18 protein-coding genes are annotated in these 16,734 nt (G+C 42.2%); 3 read left to right on the forward strand and 15 right to left on the reverse strand.

Features of this window, described 5'->3' with window-relative positions:
• Positions 1 to 64: 64 nt before the first annotated feature.
• The 6 genes from DWX65_RS01755 to DWX65_RS15465 form a co-directional block, all read right to left on the reverse strand.
• Complete coding sequence (locus DWX65_RS01755) at positions 65 to 1,228, reverse strand: phosphoglycerate dehydrogenase (RefSeq protein WP_022243047.1); 1,164 nt, start codon at positions 1,226 to 1,228, stop codon at positions 65 to 67.
• Positions 1,228 to 2,310: a 3-phosphoserine/phosphohydroxythreonine transaminase gene (gene serC, locus DWX65_RS01760; protein WP_022243048.1), complete on the reverse strand. Its 1,083-nt coding sequence runs from the start codon at positions 2,308 to 2,310 to the stop codon at positions 1,228 to 1,230. Before serC ends, DWX65_RS01755 begins: the two co-directional genes overlap by 1 nt.
• Positions 2,311 to 2,362: 52 nt before the next feature.
• Positions 2,363 to 4,036, reverse strand: a complete 1,674-nt coding sequence (ilvB, locus tag DWX65_RS01765; RefSeq protein ID WP_118172657.1) for a biosynthetic-type acetolactate synthase large subunit — start codon at positions 4,034 to 4,036, stop codon at positions 2,363 to 2,365.
• A gap of 58 nt (positions 4,037 to 4,094) precedes the next feature.
• Positions 4,095 to 5,777: a dihydroxy-acid dehydratase gene (ilvD, locus tag DWX65_RS01770; RefSeq protein ID WP_118172658.1), complete on the reverse strand. Its 1,683-nt coding sequence runs from the start codon at positions 5,775 to 5,777 to the stop codon at positions 4,095 to 4,097.
• Between the two features lie 50 nt (positions 5,778 to 5,827).
• Positions 5,828 to 6,928 carry a 3-isopropylmalate dehydrogenase gene (gene leuB, locus DWX65_RS01775; RefSeq protein WP_118172659.1) on the reverse strand — a complete coding sequence of 367 codons (1,101 nt, stop codon included), beginning with the start codon at positions 6,926 to 6,928 and terminating at the stop codon, positions 5,828 to 5,830.
• Positions 6,929 to 7,261: 333 nt separating this feature from the next.
• Positions 7,262 to 7,387 carry a hypothetical protein gene (locus DWX65_RS15465; protein WP_262623428.1) on the reverse strand — a complete coding sequence of 42 codons (126 nt, stop codon included), beginning with the start codon at positions 7,385 to 7,387 and terminating at the stop codon, positions 7,262 to 7,264.
• Between the two features lie 88 nt (positions 7,388 to 7,475).
• Here DWX65_RS15465 and DWX65_RS01780 point away from each other — a divergent pair, with 88 nt between their 5' ends.
• A complete protein-coding gene (locus tag DWX65_RS01780) occupies positions 7,476 to 7,817 on the forward strand; it encodes a phenylpyruvate tautomerase MIF-related protein (protein ID WP_022243052.1) in 342 nt (113 codons plus the stop codon).
• An 85-nt stretch (positions 7,818 to 7,902) separates the two neighbouring features.
• On the opposite strand, the gene DWX65_RS15290 is transcribed toward DWX65_RS01780, so the two are convergent.
• Complete coding sequence (locus tag DWX65_RS15290) at positions 7,903 to 8,316, reverse strand: hypothetical protein (RefSeq protein ID WP_242997808.1); 414 nt, start codon at positions 8,314 to 8,316, stop codon at positions 7,903 to 7,905.
• Between DWX65_RS15290 and DWX65_RS15660 the strand changes: the two genes are divergently transcribed.
• Positions 8,309 to 8,431: a helix-turn-helix domain-containing protein gene (locus tag DWX65_RS15660; protein ID WP_334294266.1), complete on the forward strand. Its 123-nt coding sequence runs from the start codon at positions 8,309 to 8,311 to the stop codon at positions 8,429 to 8,431. The genes DWX65_RS15290 and DWX65_RS15660 overlap by 8 nt on opposite strands.
• 70 nt (positions 8,432 to 8,501) lie before the next feature.
• Here the strand turns inward: DWX65_RS15660 and DWX65_RS01795 are convergent, their stop codons facing one another.
• The 4 genes from DWX65_RS01795 to tgt all read right to left on the reverse strand — a co-directional run bounded on the left by DWX65_RS01795 (position 8,502) and on the right by tgt (position 10,811).
• Positions 8,502 to 8,885: a PAS domain-containing protein gene (locus DWX65_RS01795; RefSeq protein WP_118172661.1), complete on the reverse strand. Its 384-nt coding sequence runs from the start codon at positions 8,883 to 8,885 to the stop codon at positions 8,502 to 8,504.
• A gap of 45 nt (positions 8,886 to 8,930) precedes the next feature.
• Positions 8,931 to 9,149 carry an aspartate dehydrogenase gene (locus DWX65_RS01800; protein WP_118172662.1) on the reverse strand — a complete coding sequence of 73 codons (219 nt, stop codon included), beginning with the start codon at positions 9,147 to 9,149 and terminating at the stop codon, positions 8,931 to 8,933.
• A gap of 78 nt (positions 9,150 to 9,227) precedes the next feature.
• A complete protein-coding gene (yajC, locus tag DWX65_RS01805) occupies positions 9,228 to 9,563 on the reverse strand; it encodes a preprotein translocase subunit YajC (protein WP_022243061.1) in 336 nt (111 codons plus the stop codon).
• 96 nt (positions 9,564 to 9,659) lie between these two features.
• On the reverse strand, positions 9,660 to 10,811 hold the full coding sequence (tgt, locus tag DWX65_RS01810; protein WP_117840953.1) for a tRNA guanosine(34) transglycosylase Tgt: 1,152 nt from the start codon (positions 10,809 to 10,811) through the stop codon (positions 9,660 to 9,662).
• Positions 10,812 to 10,956: 145 nt separating this feature from the next.
• Between tgt and aroC the strand changes: the two genes are divergently transcribed.
• A complete protein-coding gene (aroC, locus tag DWX65_RS01815) occupies positions 10,957 to 12,060 on the forward strand; it encodes a chorismate synthase (protein WP_118172663.1) in 1,104 nt (367 codons plus the stop codon).
• A 94-nt stretch (positions 12,061 to 12,154) separates the two neighbouring features.
• Here aroC and coaBC read toward each other — a convergent pair whose 3' ends face one another.
• The 4 genes from coaBC to DWX65_RS01835 form a co-directional block, all read right to left on the reverse strand.
• On the reverse strand, positions 12,155 to 13,348 hold the full coding sequence (coaBC, locus tag DWX65_RS01820; protein WP_118172664.1) for a bifunctional phosphopantothenoylcysteine decarboxylase/phosphopantothenate--cysteine ligase CoaBC: 1,194 nt from the start codon (positions 13,346 to 13,348) through the stop codon (positions 12,155 to 12,157).
• Between the two features lie 5 nt (positions 13,349 to 13,353).
• Positions 13,354 to 14,199 carry an ECF transporter S component gene (locus DWX65_RS01825; protein WP_117947662.1) on the reverse strand — a complete coding sequence of 282 codons (846 nt, stop codon included), beginning with the start codon at positions 14,197 to 14,199 and terminating at the stop codon, positions 13,354 to 13,356.
• Between the two features lie 247 nt (positions 14,200 to 14,446).
• On the reverse strand, positions 14,447 to 15,499 hold the full coding sequence (locus DWX65_RS01830; protein ID WP_118172665.1) for a lactonase family protein: 1,053 nt from the start codon (positions 15,497 to 15,499) through the stop codon (positions 14,447 to 14,449).
• 3 nt (positions 15,500 to 15,502) lie between these two features.
• Entirely contained in the window at positions 15,503 to 16,729 is a 1,227-nt protein-coding gene (locus DWX65_RS01835; protein WP_022243067.1) for a peptidase U32 family protein, read from the reverse strand.
• Positions 16,730 to 16,734: the final 5 nt, after the last annotated feature.

Here is a 16,734-nt window from a genome sequence, read left to right on the forward strand (position 1 = left end):
GAGAAATGGACTGTCGCGGCGTAACCGGGCAGTCCATATATTATCTTTTTCTCACCTGCATTTATTATTTTACAATACGAACCTTTAATACACCATCTAAGGTCTGAAGTTTCTCTTCTACTTCTTTGGTAACAGGTGCATCTACATCAAGCAGTGTACATGCATAATCGCCACGGCTCTTATTAGTCATATCAGAAATGTTGATATTTGCATCTCCTAAAATAGAAGTATAGCTACTGATCATTCCCTTTACGTTACGGTGTAACAGTAACAGTCTTCCTGCACTCTTGCACTCGCCCATATTGCAGTCCGGATAGTTTACAGAATGTGTAATATTTCCATTCTCTAAGAAATCACGAATCTCTTTTACTGCCATTACTGCACAGTTATCTTCGGATTCTTCGGTAGAAGCTCCAATATGAGGAGTTACGATACAGCCTTTCTTTCCAACTGTGGTTGGATTTGGGAAGTCGCTGACATATTTTGCAATCTTTCCTTCCTCTAATGCTGCTACCATTGCCTCTTCATCAACCAGTAAGTCTCTTGCAAAGTTCAATACTACAGTGGTAGGTTTCATCATTGCAATTGCTTCTGCATTAATCATTTTCTTGGTAGAATCTAAAAGTGGAACATGAATTGTGATATAATCACAGTTCTTGTAAATTTCTTCTACAGCATTTACATGATTTACATTGCGTGATAAGCTCCATGCAGCATTTACAGAAATGTATGGGTCATATCCGTATACTTCCATTCCAAGATGTGTTGCAGCATTTGCTACTTTAACACCGATGGCACCAAGTCCGATAACGCCAAGCTTCTTTCCTGCAATTTCGCTTCCGGCAAAGTTCTTCTTCTGTTTCTCAGCAAGTTTTGCAACATCTGCATTGCCTTCCTCGCCTTTCACCCATTCGATTCCACCGACTACGTCACGGGCTGCCAATAACATTCCTGCAAATACCAGTTCCTTTACACCATTTGCGTTTGCACCCGGTGTATTGAATACTACGATACCTGCTTCTGCACATTTATCCAATGGGATATTATTTACACCTGCACCTGCTCTTGCAACAACTTCCAAAGTCTTTGGAAGTTCCATATCATGCATTGCTGCACTTCTTACTAAGACTGCCTGTGCATCTTTGATATCATCTACTTTGTTATATTCATCTGACAAAAGGTCTAAGCCTACACCAGCGATTGGATTTAAACATGTATAGTTAAACATTATGCGTTCTCCTCCTCAAACTTCTTCATAAATGCCACCAGCTTCTCAACACCCTCTTTTGGCATTGCATTATAAATGCTGGCACGCATACCGCCAACGGTTCTGTGTCCTTTTAAGTTTACAAAACCAGCTTCGGTTGCTTCTTTGACGAATTTTGCATCTAAGTCAGCATCACCGGTAACGAATGGTACGTTCATAAGAGAACGGTCTTTTGGAACTACAGTTCCCTTGAATAACTTGCTCTGATCTAAGAAATCATAAAGAATCTTAGCTTTCTCTTCGTTACGCTGTTTCATAACTTCGAGTCCGCCCATCTTCTTTAACCATTTGAATACTTTACCACAGATATATATGCCGTAGCATGGTGGTGTATTGTAAAGAGAATCTGCGTCTGCCTGAGTCTTGTATTTTAACATGGTAGGTGTTCCCGGAAGAACATCATCTGTAATTAAGTCTTCACGAATGATTACGATTACAACACCTGCAGGTCCAACGTTCTTCTGAACGCCGCCGTAGATTACTCCGTATTTGGTTACATCAACCGGTTCTGATAAGAAGCAGGAAGATACGTCTGCAACAAGTGTATGTCCTTTGGTATTTGGAAGTTCTTTGAACTTGGTTCCATAAATCGTATTGTTTTCACAGATATATACATAATCTGCATCTTCCGGAATATCCAGATCTGAACAATCCGGAATATAAGAGAAGGTCTTATCTGCTGAAGATGCTACTTCTACTGCATCCCCATACATTTTTGCTTCCTGGTAAGCTTTCTTAGCCCACTGTCCAGTTACAATGTATGCAGCTTTCTTATTTTTCATCAGGTTCATTGGAATTGCAGCAAACTGCTGGGAAGCTCCACCCTGTAAGAATAATACCTTGTAATTATCCGGGATATTCATTAAGTCTCTTAAATCAGCTTCTGCCTCTTTGATGATGTTGTCATATACTTTGGAACGATGACTCATCTCCATTACGGACATTCCACATCCTCTGTAGTCTAACATCTCATCTGCTGCTTCCTGTAAAACTTCTTCCGGTAATACTGCCGGACCTGCAGAAAAATTATATACTCTGCTCATTTTCTAATTCCTCCTCACTTCTTACACATATCTTTCTATATGTAATGGCTTATTATTTTAAATCTTCCTCGGTAAACACCTCAGATATAGCTGCCCCCGGTGCTACCATTGGCCACACCTTATCATCACTATCAATTATACAGTCTATAACAACTGGTGTACTACTTGCAAGTGCTTTTTTCAAAATATCGACAAATTCTGCCTGACTGGCTGCACGATATCCCGTTGCTCCCATGGCTTCTGCCAGTTTTACAAAATCTACTCCATCGTCTAAAACAGTTGCAGAATAATGCTTCTCATAGAAAAGTGTCTGCCACTGTCTTACCATTCCAAGCACATGGTTATTGATGATAACTTCGATTAACGGAAGCTTCTGACGGACTGCTGTTGCAATCTCATTCATATTCATACGGAAACATCCGTCACCGGCAATATTGATAACCTGTTTATCCGGATTTGCTATCTGCGCACCGATTGCTGCCCCCAGTCCATAACCCATGGTTCCAAGTCCACCGGATGTCAGAAGTGTTCGCGGCTGTTTGTATTTATAATACTGTGCTGCCCACATCTGATGCTGTCCGACCTCCGTTACCATGATAGCATCTCCGTTGGTCTGACGATAGATTTCTTCGATTACGAACGGACCGCTTAATCCTTCCGGATGGTAGCTCAATGGATATTCTTTCTTGTATTCCATGATGTGCTCCATCCACTCTTTATGCTCCATCGGAGATAACATCGGATTGATTCTTGCAAGAATCTTCTTTAAATCACCAATCACGCTGTTTGTTACCATGATATTTTTATTAATCTCTGCCGCATCCACATCAAACTGTAAGATTTTTGCATGATGGGCAAATTTCTTAGCATTTCCAAGCACACGGTCTGAGAAACGGACACCTACTGCAATCAGAAGATCGCACTCGCTGACTCCAAGATTGGAAGTCTTGGTTCCATGCATTCCAAGCATTCCGGTATAACGTTCATCCGTTCCGTTAAATGCACCTTTTCCCATCAGGGTATCACAAACCGGTGCATCCACCTTATCCACAAATTCTCTCAATTCATCCGAACAGTCGGAAATCACGGCACCGCCGCCCACAAAGATATATGGTTTTTTCGCTTTCTGAATCAAAGCTGCTGCTTCTTCTAAATCTTCCTCCCGGATGGTTTCTGTCACACGCAGTACCGGTTCAATACGCTGTGCTTTATATTCTGCCTTATTTGCAGTGACATCCTTTGGAATATCCACAAGAACAGGACCCGGTCTTCCTTTTTTTGCAATGCGGAATGCCCGGCGGATGGTATCTGCCAGATCATTGACATCTTTTACAATAAAGTTGTGCTTGGTAATCGGCATGGTAATTCCTGCGATATCAATTTCCTGGAAACTGTCTTTGCCAAGAAGCGGCACATTGACATTACAGGTAATTGCTACCATTGGAACAGAATCCATATATGCGGTTGCGATTCCGGTTACCAGATTAGTTGCACCCGGTCCGCTGGTGGCAAAGCACACACCAACTTTTCCGGTGCTTCTTGCATATCCGTCTGCCGCATGGGAAGCTCCCTGCTCATGGGAAGTTAAAATATGTTTTATTTCATTACTATGTTTATATAACTCATCATATACATTTAAAATTGCACCGCCCGGATAACCAAATACCGTATCCACGCCCTGCTCTTTCAAACATTCTATTACGATTTCAGCACCTGTTAAGAGCATTGAAATTTCCTCTCTTTCCAACTTATCTTTCTGCTGTATATTTACAGATTACCGGTTCTTATTTTTCTTCCCCGGTACCTGGAATCTGTAAAATTGCACCGCGGTTTCCTGAAGTAACCATGGAAGCATAACGTGCCAGATATCCGGTTGTTACCTTCGGTTCTCTTGGCTGCCATTTTGCTTTACGGGCTGCCAGTTCTTCATCGGATACTGCAAGCTCTAACTTCATTTCCGGAATGTTAATCCTGATGATATCGCCTTCTTCTACCAACGCAATTGGTCCGCCTACGGCTGCTTCCGGTGAAACATGACCGATGGAAGCTCCACGGCTTGCGCCGGAGAAACGTCCGTCTGTAATCAATGCTACGGAAGAACCAAGTCCCATTCCTGCGATTGCAGAAGTCGGATTTAACATCTCACGCATACCAGGGCCGCCTTTTGGTCCTTCATAACGGATCACGACTACATCACCGGCAACAATTCTGCCACCCTTGATTGCTGCAATGGCATCTTCCTCACAGTCAAATACTCTTGCCGGTCCTTCATGAACCATCATCTCTTCTACGACTGCGGAACGTTTTACAACACCGCCGTCCGGAGCAAGATTTCCTTTTAATACGGCAAGACCACCGGTCTTACTGTACGGATTATCCAGTGGACGGATAACTTCCGGATTCTTATTGACTGCATCTTTGATATTCTCGCCTACGGTCTTACCGGTTACGGTCATACAGTCTGTATGTAAAAGTCCTGCATCTGCTAATTCTTTCATGACTGCATAGACACCGCCTGCTTCATTTAAGTCTTCCATATAGGTCGGGCCTGCCGGTGCCAAGTGGCAGAGGTTCGGAGTCTTCTCACTGATTGGATTTGCAAAGGAAATATCAAAGTCAAATCCTACTTCATGTGCGATTGCAGGCAGGTGAAGCATACTGTTGGTAGAGCAGCCTAACGCCATATCTACGGTCAGTGCATTTAAAATCGCATCCTTTGTCATAATATCTCTTGGACGGATATCTTTCCGATACATATCCATAACTGCCATTCCGGCATGTTTTGCTAATTTGATACGCTCGGAATATACGGCAGGAATAGTTCCGTTTCCACGTAAGCCCATGCCAAGTGCCTCGGTCAGACAGTTCATGGAGTTTGCGGTATACATACCGGAACAGGAACCACAGGTCGGACATACTTTCTCTTCGTACTCTCTTACTTCTTCCTCTGTCATTGTACCTGCTGCATAGGAACCTACTGCCTCAAACATGGAAGATAAACTTCTCTTACGTCCCTTTACATGACCTGCTAACATCGGACCACCGGAAACAAATACGGTAGGGACATTAATTCTTGCTGCTGCCATCAGAAGTCCCGGTACGTTCTTATCACAGTTTGGCACCATAACCAGTGCATCAAACTGATGGGCTAATGCCATACACTCTGTGGAATCTGCAATTAAGTCTCTTGTTACCAGGGAATATTTCATTCCGATATGTCCCATGGCAATTCCATCACAAACTGCGATAGCAGGGAATACAACCGGTACTCCACCTGCTTCTGCAACACCTAATTTTACAGCGTTTACAATTTTATCCAGATTCATATGGCCCGGTACGATTTCATTATAAGAACTTACGATACCAACCATTGGTTTCTTCATTTCTTCTTCGGTAAATCCCAAAGCGTTAAAAAGACTTCTGTGCGGAGCCTGCTGCATTCCGGCTTTTACATTATCACTCTTCATCTTCGTTCTTCCTCTCTTTTTTATTGTTCTGTCTGAAAATTTCTTATCTCTTACAGATTCTCTACGATTAAGTCACCCATTCCGGCTGTTCCCACCTGGGTTACGGTTGCTTTCTTTGTTTCTTCCTGTGGCATAATGTCAATGGTACGATAGCCTGCTTTTAATACCTTCTTTACGGCATTTTCAATGGCATCTGCTTCTTTATCGAGATCAAAGGAATATCTTAACATCATCGCTGCACTTAAAATGGTTGCAATCGGGTTTGCAATTCCTTTTCCTGCGATGTCCGGTGCAGAACCGCCGCTTGGCTCATAAAGACCGAATTTCGTATCATTTAAGCTTGCAGAGGATAACATTCCGATGGAACCGGTTACCATACTTGCTTCATCCGATAAAATATCTCCAAACATATTCTCAGTTAAAATTACATCGAACTGCTTCGGGTCTTTTACCAACTGCATGGCACAGTTATCTACCAGCATATGCTCATATGTTACTTCCGGATAGTCCTTTGCTACTTCTTCTACAATCTTTCTCCAGAGTCTGGAGGAATCCAGTACGTTTGCCTTATCCACGCTGGTTACTTTCCTGCGGCGTTTCATGGCAATGTCAAATCCACGTTTTGCAATTCTGCGGATTTCATTTTCGTTATATGTCAAAGTATCGGTTGCCGTCATCACACCGTCAACTTCTTCTGTCTTTCTCTCTCCGAAATAAAGTCCGCCGGTCAGCTCACGCATAATCATCATGTCAAATCCGTCTCCGATAATATCGTCACGCAGTGGACATGCTTCCTTTAATTCTTCATAAAGGTATGCTGGTCTTAAGTTAGCAAAAAGGTTCAATGCTTTTCTCAATTTCAAAAGGCCTGCCTCCGGGCGAAGGGATGGCTCTAATTTGTACCAAGGGGATGTTGCTGTATTTCCTCCGATGGAACCCATCAGAACTGCATCTGCCGCTTTTGCATGTGCAATGGCATCATCGGTCAGCGGTACACCGGTTGCATCGATAGAACAACCGCCCATCAGTATCTCGTCATATGTAAAGGTGTGTCCGAATTTTGCTCCAATGGCATCTAACACCTTTCTTGCTTCGCTTACAATCTCCGGTCCGATTCCGTCACCGGCAATTACTCCAACATTATAATTCATGGGTAAATCCTTCTTTCTTTTCCTATTGCATGCATCCCAATTTCATAACTACTGATTATGGTAATGCTCATTATCCTATATCATAGCTTATTTATCCGAAGAATTCAATAAATTTTACCATTATAGTTTCTCATAGTATTTATAAACTGTGGTTATATTCTATTCTTTTGGTATGATTTCTTGTTATTATACAAAATCTTTTTCTTGTCAGAATGGGATTGGTACAGTAGACTTGAGGTAGGTATTTTATAGGAGTTGAGAAAGGTTCTATGATTCATCAGATATGGATGCGAGGCAAACCGTTAAGAGGCATCAGGCATTTCTACCGCAATACTAATACCGTACGGCAACCGGTGCAGATTCACATCCATGTTCAAGCTGCACCTCACCGTCACATCCATGTGCCGGTGCTGCCTGATATTGTACGAAATGCCAGGTGCCTCTAACCGTTTGCTTCAAGCATCCATATTCTGATGAATCATAGCTTTTTCACTCTCACCTATATAACGAGCCAATTAACTTATCAATTTGCAAGGAGGATTTTCAAATGCCATTTATTAACATGAAAACGACTGCTACTTTAGATATTGCCAAAAAAGATGCCCTGTCCAAGGAGCTCTGCATCATCACCAGAGACTGTCTCGGCAAAGGTGAAAACTGGGTGATGACCGGGTTCGAGGGGAATGCTTCTCTTTGCTTTTTAGGAAGCACCAAAGATATTGCTTATGTAGAAGTGAAATGCTACGGCTATCCGACCAAGCCACAGATGAATCTTATGACAAGGAAGGTCTGCACGCTCTTAGAAAATGAGCTTGGTATTCCGAAGAAGCGAATCTATGTTGCTTACTTTCCGACTGAGGACTGGGGATGGAATGACAGTAATTTCTAGGGGACTAGAAAAGGCATATCACACTAATAGCTATACGTTGTGTGATATGCCTGGCTTTTTGCCTTTTTTCTATGGCAACCCTATCTTATGATTTCCAATCCCAGTCCTCTAAAAAGCTCATCAGTTTATACCAGTTATCTACCGGTTCCCAGATTATAGCCTGCTTATTCTTTGACTTGATGCTTCCTACAATATAAACTTTTTCGTTTTCTTTTTTCTCTTTATAAAACTTCCATACGAGTCCATTTGTATAAATCACTTTTCCATAAGAACTAAGGTGTCCTTCTATCTGCTCTGTTATCTCCATATTATCATACGGTCGTTTTGCTTCTATGCACCCATATTTAGCTGCATCTCGACTTTTCTTCCTTTCCAGCACAACAAAATCAGGGAAACCTGCTTCCCCTTCTAAATTCTTTGATAATTTGCTGTCTGCTAATTTGTGGAATACTATGAAGTCCAAAAAGATATCCCAATACCAGCTTCTAAAGATGGGCATTGATAATAAAACTCTGGATGGATTAAAACACAACAAAAATATTACTGTACTCACCTTAGAAAAGCTCTGCACCATTATAGGCTGTACTCCAAATGATATTATTGAATTTAAATAGAGCGATACACCTTTGTCGATGTACCGCTCTATTTATGATATGAAACTATCTCATTTTCCTATATTCCATTTTACCACAAATCATATTTTTCCATGGTTTCCGCATTTCTGAATTCGTGCTTCTCATAGTAGCCAATCAGCTTTTCCTCAGCATCCCTTAAAGCAACCATATACACATCTTTATTCTGCTTCACGTTATGGGAGGTATAGATGAGATTGTGGCTTTCATCTGCAGAGAACCAGTCGATTACCTGCTGGATGCGTTTTTGCGATTCTTCATTATGGCAGTTTAAAAGACTTCTTCCAACAAGGCTTTCACCGCCCCATTTCTCATAGCTTTTTACTGCAGTCGGATTCATATAAATGATTTCGTGCTTTAAATTACATATCACAACAGAACAACGGTCCTGGTCAATGATGCTTTTAAAATATGCTGCATTAATGTCTGTCTGCATGGTTATGCTCCTTTTCTCTCGATTCTTGAATTTCTGTTTTTGAGCTTAATATTCTTTTTCTATTTTCCCTTCAATTCCATACATTTTCCGGAACGTATCAAGGTCAGCCTCATTTTTTATCAGCATTATTTCCTCTATTTTTCCTGTATGGATATCTTTAAAACCCGCCACCTGTTCTCCATTGCAAATGCTGGCTTTTATAATAGGCTTCTTGTTCATTTTATCATAGGGCAATGGCGTGGATTTTTTCTTGAATATTCTCATATAACCTTACTCCCTCTTTTCAAAAAAATCCGTGGCTTGTACATCTCGCACACTCCACGGATTTTCTAAGGTCTTATCTTATTTCTTCTCTTTGGTTTCTTTTGCTTCTACTGCTTCTTCCGGTTTTTCGATTGCGGCAATTGCTGCTTTCTGCATTGGGATACGGCAGTTTCTGTTGCTGCCAAACTCAACGATAACAGTATCATCTTCAGATACATCAATTACGATTCCGTAGAAACCGCTGGTTGTCAGTACGGTATCACCTACTGCTAACTCCGACATCATCTGCTCTTTTTTCTTTGCTTCTTTCTTCTGTGGACGAATCATAAAGAAGTATACAAATACAACCATAATTACTACCCACATAATAATGCTTCCCCAGGCCTGTGCCTGCTGTGATGCTAAAATAGACATTTCTTTTCCTCCTGAATTACAACTTAAGTTCATGAAAAACATTGTACACAAAAAGACTGCGTTTCACAAGTATTTTCCCGATATTTCATTCTTTTTTTAGATTTGTGCCTCTTTTTCCCTGTTTATCTGGTTCATACCATAGAGTTTTTCCTCTTTGTATGACTTGTAGCTGCCGGCATCAATGGCGTCTCTGATTTCTTCCATCATGGTATTGTAGAAATACAGATTGTGCAATACGCAAAGACGCATACCAAGCATTTCCTTTGCCTTTAATAAATGGCGGACATAGGCTCTACTGTAGCGGCGGCAGGTCGGACACTGACAGCCTTCCTCGATTGGGCGCATATCCTTTTCATATTTCTTATTGAAAAGGTTAATCTTTCCCTGATTGGTATAAAGATGTCCGTGGCGGCCATTACGGGTCGGATATACACAGTCAAAGAAATCCACACCACGGTCTACTGCCTCTAAAATATTTGCCGGAGTTCCGACACCCATAAGATAGGTTGGTTTCTCAAGTGGCAGATATGGAACGGTCTGGTCTAAGATATCATACATCTCTTCGTGGGTCTCGCCTACTGCAAGTCCACCTACTGCATAGCCATCTAAATCCAATTCACTGATTCGCTTTGCATGGTCAACCCGGATATCCGGATAAATGGCTCCCTGGTTAATTCCAAACAGCATCTGATTTTTATTAATGGTATCTTCCAACCCATTCAGTCTTGTCATTTCCGCCTTACAGCGTGCCAGCCAGCGGGTTGTTCTGGCTACGGATGCCTCTACATATCCACGGTCAGCCAGTGCCGGTGCACATTCATCAAATGCCATGGCAATGGTGGATGCCAGATTAGACTGTATCTGCATACTTTCTTCCGGTCCCATGAAAATTTTTGCTCCATCAATGTGAGAATGGAAATAGACTCCCTCTTCTTTGATTTTACGGAGTCCTGCCAGTGAAAATACCTGGAATCCACCGGAATCGGTAAGGATTGGTTTGTCCCACACCATGAACTTGTGCAGTCCGCCCAGCTCTTTGATTAATTTATCTCCCGGACGTACATGTAGATGATAGGTATTGGATAATTCCACCTGTGTCTTAATCTGCTCTAAGTCTTCGGTAGAAACAGCTCCCTTTATGGCAGCGACCGTTCCTACATTCATAAACACCGGGGTCTGTATATCACCATGTACGGTATGAAAAATGCCCCTCTTTGCTCTTCCATCCTGTTTTAATAATTCGTACATATAATCTCCTGTTTCTGTTCTTTTTACAAATACTATCCTAGCATACCTTGTTTTCGCACTTTTTGCAACTGTGGGATTGCCAGTATCTGAAAAATCTTCTATAATAGAGTCTGACTTTTTTACAAAAACAAATCAGGAGGATGCTATGGCAGGCTCAACTATTGGAACTAACTTTAAAATTACAACCTGGGGAGAATCACACGGATCAGGAATCGGTGTCGTAATTGACGGCTGTCCTGCCGGACTTTCCCTTTGTGAAGAAGATATACAGACCTATTTAAACCGGCGTAAACCGGGACAATCTGCTTTCTCTACCCCGCGGAAAGAGGATGATGCAGTACATATTCTTTCCGGTGTCTTTGAAGGCAGAACCACCGGAACTCCAATCTCACTGATTGTGGTAAATGAAAACCAGCATTCCAAAGACTACCGTGAGATTGCTTCCTACTATCGTCCGGGACATGCTGACTTTACCTTTGATGCCAAATACGGTTTCCGGGATTACCGTGGTGGCGGACGTTCTTCCGGTCGTGAGACTATCGGACGTGTGGCTGCCGGTGCGGTTGCCGCAAAGATTTTAAAGGAACTTGGCATTGAGATTCTCACCTACAGTAAGAGCATCGGTCCCATCACCATTGACGAAACCAGATTTGACACTGCAGAAATTACGAAGAATCCACTCTATATGCCGGATGCAGATGCTGCTGCAAAAGCTGCTTCCTATCTGGAAGAATGCAAAGCCATGCAGAACTCTGCCGGCGGTATTATCGAATGTGTTATTACCGGTGTTCCTGCCGGAATCGGTGACCCGGTATTCGAAAAAATCGATGCAAATTTAGCCAAAGCAATTTTCTCCATTGGTGCTGTAAAAGGCTTTGAAATCGGTGATGGATTTGCCGTTGCTGCTGCTACCGGACTTACCAACAACGATGCCTTTGTAACGGATGAAAACGGTTCTGTCACAAAAGAAACCAACCACGCCGGCGGTATCTTAGGCGGCATGAGTGATGGCTCGCCGATTGTATTCCGTGCTGCCATCAAGCCGACTCCTTCCGTTGCCTCCACCCAGAAGACCATAAATAAAAACGGCGAGGAAATCGAAATCAATATCAAGGGACGTCACGATCCGATTATCGTTCCAAGAGCTGTTGTGGTTGTCGAATCCATGGCTGCCATTACTATTTTCGATGCCATGCTTTCTAACATGAGTGCCCGGATGGATGGAATCAAAGATTTCTACAAGAAATAAAGGCTTCTATCAGAAATAGCAAAATCCCTGTCTGCTACATGCTACAAGTCACAAACTCAGGTGACCTTCCGCTGACAGGGATTATTATTATTTTCTACGCCTGCATTTTGCTTAGAATCTCATCAAAGATAGCTGAAGCCACTTCATCCTTCGACATAATCGGAAGCTCTTTTTCTTCTGATTCTGTAATCAAAGTTACCACATTGGTATCGGTACCAAATCCGGCTCCCGCTGTCTTAAGATTATTGGCAACAATCATATCAAGCTTCTTCTTTTCTAACTTGGCTTTGGAATTTTCTTTCAGATGCTGTGTCTCCATGGAAAATCCACACAGGAACTGGTTTTCCTTCCGGGCAGAAACTGTTCCTAAAATATCTTTCGTGCGTTCCATTTCCAACGTCAGTCCGCCATCGGTCTTTTTGATTTTTTCATCCGCAACGGTCTTTGGACGGTAGTCTGCTACTGCTGCAGCCATGACTACAATATCCTGTTCTGCAAATGCATCTGTAACAGCCTGATACATCTCTTCTGCCGTAACCACCGGAATTGTATTTATAAAAAAAGGCTTTTCAAGGCTGGTCGGTCCGGTGACCAGTGTTACCTCTGCCCCTCTTCTTGCCGCATTCTTTGCCAGTGCATAACCCATTTTTCCAGTGGAATGGTTGGTCACATAACGTACCGGGTCAATTGCCTCCTGGGTGGCTCCTGCTGTGATGAGAACCTTCTTTCCTGTCAGGTCTTTCTCACAGGCAGCTTCCTGCAGAATATATTCTAACAGTTCTTCCGGTTCCGGAAGTTTTCCCCTTCCGGTATCACCACAGGCAAGATAGCCTGAGGACGGCTCAATGATGTGATAACCATATTCTCTTAGCTTCTTAAGATTATCCTGTGTTACCGGATTGTCAAACATATGTGTATTCATTGCCGGGGCAAGATATATCGGAGCCTCACAGGCTAACATGGTAGAAGTGAGCATATCATCTGCAATTCCGTGTGCCAGCTTTGCAATGACATTTGCAGAAGCCGGAGCAATCATCACCACATCTGCTTCCTGTGCCATGGCAATATGTGCCACATGATATCCGCTGTTGCGGTCAAAGGTATCGTCAATTACCTTATTTCCGGTCAGTGTTTCAAAGGTAACCGGTGATATAAACTGCTCTGCATTTTTCGTCATAATCACATGCACATCCGCGTGCTGTTTTACCAGCATACTGGCAAGCGAAGCCGCTTTATATGCTGCAATACTGCCTGTCACTGCCAGTAATATATTCCTGCCCTTTAACATATGAATTACCTCCTGTGTACTTTATTCAATACCATTCCAATTGCGGCTACCAGAACGGCTGCTACAATCGCTTCTATAATTCCATTAAAGCTGATAACGCCAAGGATTACACCCATAACTGCGCCCGGCTCAATGCTCAATGCGTTGGCATATGCCTCTTTATAGAAAATATAAATCATCGGCATTACAAGCAGTGTATTGGTCAATGCTCCGGTTACGCCGGCATAGACATAACCTAAGAATCTGCCATCTTTTTTTCTTCCGGTCAGTTCCACTACAATAAAATAAATAACTGCTGCAGCTGCACCTGATATCCAGCCAATCATTTCCTTCGAATCTGTTGTCAGCATTTTAGCAAAGAACGCATGGATACCAACCAGTAAAAGTACGCTGATTACAAGATTACTGATTACCTTTGCAGCCTTTGCATGGCTGGATGTGGTTAATTTTACAATTCCACGATATACGAAATATGGGATGATACCTACTAAAATTCGTGGTGCAAAACAGATAATGGTACTCTTTACCACTCCTGCTGCGCCATCGATGCTGCTTGCCAGTATCGGTGAAAATACAAATGCTGACATAGAAGTTGGCATCAATGTATTTTTAATAAAACTGGTTAATCCAAATACAAATCCCAAAAAGGCACCTTTTTTCGGTCCGCAGAAAATTGCACCTAAAATAACCGGTATATGGATAATCGTTGCATTAATAACTACTAAAGGAATAAATCCTAACGGGGTAAATGCCATTACGACAATAATGGCGGTAAATAAAGCTGTCAGAACCAGCTCATAAGATTTTGGGATACTTCTGTCCCTGGTAAAAGCTACGTTTTTTTCACTCATAGTCTCTTCCTCTTTTCTTAAATTTTCTTTTTCTATTTTCTTTTTTCTCCGCATTTTAAGGCTTTGCGGCCAAGCACTTCCATTGATAGCCTCCGGACCGGTAGGCTTCAACCGTGTTATTCTATCATAGTTTTTCCAAAAAAGAAAGATGTCGTCTGTTATTTTTTTAACAAACGACATCTTTTTTACTCTTTTTACATGAATACCGAAAAATGCCTGATTAAAGCATGTTTCCTGCAGTTCGCTTTTAACTTAGTTTATGAATATAAATGCAATTCGGCTTGTCTACCGGAATCGGCTTCTCTTCCATCAGAATGTATTTCTTCTCATAATCTACCTTAAACATGGTAATCTCATTGGTCTCATTATTAAGGCTCATGAAATGCATTCTGTCCGGACAGATACCAATCATTTTCGGATAATCACCACTGATTTTCGAATTACACATCATGGTAAGACATCCACTCTCTTTATCAATTTCATAAATCGATACGGAGTTTGCACCTGCATTACTGCAGAATAAATATTCACCATCCATTGTCACTTCCAGACCGGATGCAGCACAGACATCAGCTTCCTTCGGTGTGGTCGTTGTAATGGTCTGAACCTTCTCGAAATGCGGCTGGTCATTTTCTAACGTATAGGAAAATACCTCTATCTGATTCAACAGCTCATAGAGAATATAAGCAAATCTTCCATCACGGCTGAAGCGAATCATATGCGGTGCAGATTCCAACGGACAACGGATGATATCTGCAAGCTTCATCCTGCCATTCTCATAGTCAATCCGGTAAATCTTTACATGATCTAATCCATTATCCACTGCACACAAGAACTTCTCGTCCGGTGTCAGCTTCACGCAGTCTACATGTGGCTTGGAGCTTCGCTCTGCAATGGTCCGTCCTATTCCCTTATGAAAAATACCGTCTGCGATTTCTCCGATGCTGCCGTCTTCCTCTAACTTCATCATGGTCACTCTGCCATCATGATGACCGCCTACGAAAAGATAACGGTTCTTACTGTCCACTTCCACATAACAGCCACGCATACCGCCAATCCACTGCTTGTTCATTGGCTCAAGGTCTCCATCCGGCAGAATGTGAAATGCTTCCACGCCTTCATCTGCAATGGAATATAAGAATCTGCCATCCTTCGATACCAGCAAATCGGAAGGATTATTGATGGGAACCACTTTCCGTTCCTTCATTTCTCCGCTTTTTGCATCCAAATCATATAAATGGATTCCGATACTGTTCTCATGGGTATACGTTCCGACATAAACAACATACTTTTCTTCCATAGGTCATTCCTCCTGTCTGCGTAAAATATCATACATCTCCAGTTCCTGTCCTAAATCAATGTAAAGCACCTGTTTTGGATGTGGTGCTGATTCCATTTCATTTCCATCTTCGTCCACAATCCGTTTTACGGTAACCGGAATATTTCTTCCATCCGGTTTCATGACTTCAATCTGTTCCCCTACGGAGAATTTATTTCTCTGTTCAATCTGATATAATCCCTCTTCGTTGCGTTCTCCTACAATTCCAAGGTAGGTATACTCTTTGATATAAGTGTTATTATCGTAAATCTGGCTCTCTTCCGAAGGCTTTCCAAAGAAAAAGCCGGTGGTAAACTGGCGATAAGTACAGTTAGAAATCTGTTCTAAATACCAGTCCATATTTTCTTTATATTTCTCCGGTGAGGTAAGATAATCATCAATGGCTTTCCGGTAAGTACGTGCTACAGTAGCAACATAAAGTGCTGTCTTCATACGTCCTTCTATCTTAAAGGAATCAATACCTGCCTCAATCAGTTCCGGGATGTGCTCAATCATGCACAAATCCTTGGAGTTAAAAATATAGGTACCACGTTCATTTTCATAAACCGGCAGATACTCTCCCGGACGTTTTTCCTCTACCACTGCATATTTCCAGCGGCACGGATGAGTGCAGGCTCCCTGGTTGGCATCTCTTCCGGTAAAATAATTACTTAAAAGACATCTTCCGGAATAGGAAATACACATTGCTCCATGCACAAATGTCTCGATTTCCATTTCATCCGGAATATTTTTGCGAATCTCAGCAATCTCATTTAAAGAAAGCTCTCTTGCTGTTACCACACGCTTTGCGCCCTGGTTCCACCAGAACTGATACGTTCCATAGTTGGTATTATTGGCCTGGGTACTGATATGACGCTCGATTTCCGGGCAGATTTCTTTTGCAATGGTATAAATACCCGGGTCAGAAATAATCAGGGCATCCGGCTTGATTTCCTTTAACTGGGTAAAGTACTCTCTTACACCTTCCAAATCCCCATTGTGAGCCAGTATATTTGCTGTTACATAAACTTTTACACCATGCTCATGGGCAAACTGGATGCCCTCTGCCATATCCTCCATGGAAAAGTTTTTTGCCTTCGCACGAAGTCCAAATACTTCTCCGCCGATATATACGGCATCCGCTCCATAAATGACTGCAATTTTTAATACTTCCAGACTGCTGGCTGGAATCAGTAATTCTACCGGTCTCATTGATT

Source organism: Roseburia sp. AF20-18LB (genome assembly GCF_003461185.1).
In the GTDB taxonomy this organism is placed as follows: domain Bacteria; phylum Bacillota; class Clostridia; order Lachnospirales; family Lachnospiraceae; genus Roseburia_C; species Roseburia_C amylophila.